Origin of the sequence: uncultured Thiohalocapsa sp., assembly GCF_913063425.1 — a bacterium.
Taxonomy (GTDB): domain Bacteria; phylum Pseudomonadota; class Gammaproteobacteria; order Chromatiales; family Chromatiaceae; genus Thiohalocapsa.
This window is the reverse complement of sequence record NZ_CAJXYK010000111.1, coordinates 1-2,968: the sequence shown is the minus strand read 5'-3', so window position 1 is coordinate 2,968 and position 2,968 is coordinate 1. Positions and strand designations below refer to the sequence as shown.

At 70.7% G+C, this 2,968-nt stretch carries 2 protein-coding genes; one reads left to right on the top strand and one right to left on the bottom strand.

The features are described from left to right. A partial coding sequence (locus QZ607_RS25690) for a hypothetical protein (protein ID WP_295889103.1) occupies positions 1-2,369 on the bottom strand: 2,369 nt, incomplete at its 3' end. A gap of 290 nt (positions 2,370-2,659) precedes the next feature. On the opposite strand from QZ607_RS25690, the gene QZ607_RS25685 reads away from it, so the two are divergent. Then, positions 2,660-2,845: a hypothetical protein gene (locus tag QZ607_RS25685; RefSeq protein WP_295889100.1), complete on the top strand. Its 186-nt coding sequence runs from the start codon at positions 2,660-2,662 to the stop codon at positions 2,843-2,845. Positions 2,846-2,968 lie beyond the last annotated feature (123 nt).

The following is a 2,968-nucleotide window of genomic DNA, read 5'->3' as shown; positions in this document are numbered from 1 at the left end:
GGCGTCAGCGCCTCGCCGAGGGCCGCCATCGCGTCGCGCATCTCGTCCACCTGCACCGCGGCGGCCAGGTAGCCGCGGTGGCAGTCATGGGCCAGCCAGAGCTGCGTCAGCCCCGCCAGCCGGTGCCTGAGCCAGAGCTTGTCCTTGCGGGCGTCGATCCACGTGGCGAGGCTATCCCAGTGGGTGAGCAGCGCCTCGTGCGCGACCTCGATGGTGGCGACGCGCTGCGCCGGGTCGTCGGCCTGCGCGTCCGCGCTGGCCTCGGGCGCGGTGTCGGCGCTCGGGCCATCGCTCACCAGCAGGCGCGCGTCGTCTTCGAGCAGGGCCGCAAGCTTGGCGGCGGGGCCGTCCGCGGGACCGAGCAGGGCCTTGGGCGCCCGCCAGCGGGTCGGGGGCTTGTCGAGATCCGCCACCTGCACCAGCTTGCCGAACAGCAGCGCCAGGGCCTCCTCGGCGCACTGCCCGCCGTGGGCTTCGCGGAACTTGTCCAGCGCCTGCTCGGCGCTGGCGGCGATGGCGCCCTTGGCGCCGTGCATCTTGTCCAGGCGCAGCCTGAAGTCCTTGGGCTCGAGCGCCTGCAAGCGGCGCAGCACCTCGTCGGCGGGGCACTCGGGCTGGGCCTCCGGCGCCACCAGCGCGGCCAGGGTGTGCGCCATCATGGCCAGCGCGCCGGGCTCGTCGCCCGTGTCCCGGACGATCTCGGCGGCGACGTCGGCCGGGAGCCGGAGGCCGGCCAGGCGGGCGGGCTCCAGGATCATCCTCTCCCGCTCCGCCTGGCTGGGCATGGGAAGGGCGTAGCGGGCCTGGTTGAACAGGGCCGCCAGCTCCGGGGTGTCGCTGACGCGGGACGCGAATTCCCGGCGCATGGTGACGACGACGCGCGCCCGGTCTTCGGCGGCCGCGTCGGAAAGCAGGGCGACGAAGGGCTCCCAGGGCCAGGGCGGCCCGTCGGCGGCCCCGTCCGCGGCGGGCATCGTAAACAGCTCTTCGAACTGGTCCACGAACAGCAGCAACCGGGCGCTCTTATGGCGGCCGGCGAGGGCCTGTCGCAGGACGTCCGCGAAGCCGCCCAGCGGGCGTCGCAGCTGGTCCGCGAGCGGGCCCGGGTTCGGCCAATGCCCCTTGAGCTCCGAATGCGCCGACAACTGGGTGGCCAGTTCGTTGAAGGGTCGATCCGTGGGCACGAAGCGCACCGCCAGCCAGTGCTCGGAGCCTTCGATCTCGCCGCCGCGGGCCAGGCGCGGCAGCAAGCCGGCCCAGACCAGCGACGACTTGCCGGAGCCCGAGGCCCCCTCGACGGCGACAAACCGGGTCTGCGGGTTGCGCAGCAGCTTCATCAGCTCGTCGACGTGCCAGCCCCAGCCCTTGAAGACGAGGGCGTAGTCGTCGGTCAGGGGCAGCAGACCGCGGAAGGGTGAGCCGGCCGTCCAGCGTTCCGCGCCGGCCGTGTCCGTCTCGCCGGCGCCCGAAGCGGCGCTCAGCGCCGGGAGCAGTGCCTCGACCAGTCCGACCAGGTCGCCGGCCAGCCGATCGGCCAGCCTGGCGGTCTCGTCCTGGTTGTAGGCGATACAGGTCAGGCCATGGGTCTGGCCCGGCAGCGCGTGCGCCGTGGCCGCCTCAAGCAGCGCGTCGGCCCAGGTCTGGAATTCCCTGGCGGCCTCCGTGGCCGCGTCGAACGCGACACGGTCGTCGAAGTTCCGCGCGTTGGGAGCGCAGTCGCGCCATTCGCGGCGATAGACGATGGCGTAGGACGAAGCCGATTCGGACTCCGCCGCTGTCGTGGAGAAGCGTCGGACCAGCGCTTCCCAACAATCCCGCGCGCGCCGCTCGTCCTCGCTGCCGAACGTGCCCAGCGAACAGCCGAGTACCGCGATGACGACCTTGGCAGCCGGATCGATCTCCGGATGCTGCGTTCTCGCAATCGAGACGCGCGCCTCGAAAGACTCCGGCATGCCCAAGTCCGCTGCGAGCGTATGCAGGCGCTTGGCCAGCTCCGTCGCTTCGTGCAGGGCGTCCGCGCTGGCGATGAGTTGGATGGGCAGCGCCGGCGGCGTCCGGGAAGCCGCGGCCTCCCCCGCGGTGGCCCAGGCCGCTGGCTGATCCGCGGAGCATTGCACAGGCCGAACGATGAAGTCCTCCCGGTCCTGCTGGCACGCCTTGAGGAGCTTCTCCACCGTCTCCGAGGTCAGCACTTCGGTGCGGTCATCGCCCTCCTTGATGAACTTGTACAAGGTGGAGCCGTCCTTGGCGAGTCCTGCGCGCGCGGCCATGGGTTTCAGGCGACGGTCTTGCTTCAGCTTCATGACCAGCCGCCGCAACTTCGCCCAATCCCATTCCCAGTCCCAGTCTTCGTCGTCGTGCTTGTGCATGCGTCCCCTCGAACCTGCTGCCGACGCCATGGTACCGCCCGGCCAGCCAGGCCGCGACCAGACGCGATTCCGGGTCCGAACCGAGCTTCCGGGGGTACGCGAGCGCTCTTCGGGCACCCCGGCCGAGGCAGGGGGCCGATCCTCAAGGTTCCTCGGTCTTCCTCGGTGTTCCCCGAAACGACCGGAAAGCCTGGCCACGAGGAAAGCAGAGGAACTTAAGTATCTGGTTTCGTTACTTAAAATTGGTGCTGTACTGACATCGGAAGCCACCCACACAGACGAGGTCTCCGATGTTCGACCTGATGCTCCTCCTCACCGCCGCCTACATCACCTGCTACGTCCTGCTCGGTCTGCTCCACCTGGTGCCGGAGCACCGGCTGCCCCTGCCCGAGGACCACCGCCACCGCCTGGCGGGGCTGCTGCACCTGCTGATCGCCATCGCGCTGCTGGTAAAGCAGTTGCCGACGGGGCACTGATGCCCAGTCTCCTGCCGAGGCTCCGCCTCGGCACGCCGTCTTCGATCGCCGGCTCGGCAGGCGCCGCCGCCAATCAGTCGGCATGGCCAAGGCATCGACCCCGGGGCGCTGGCGCGCTCCGGG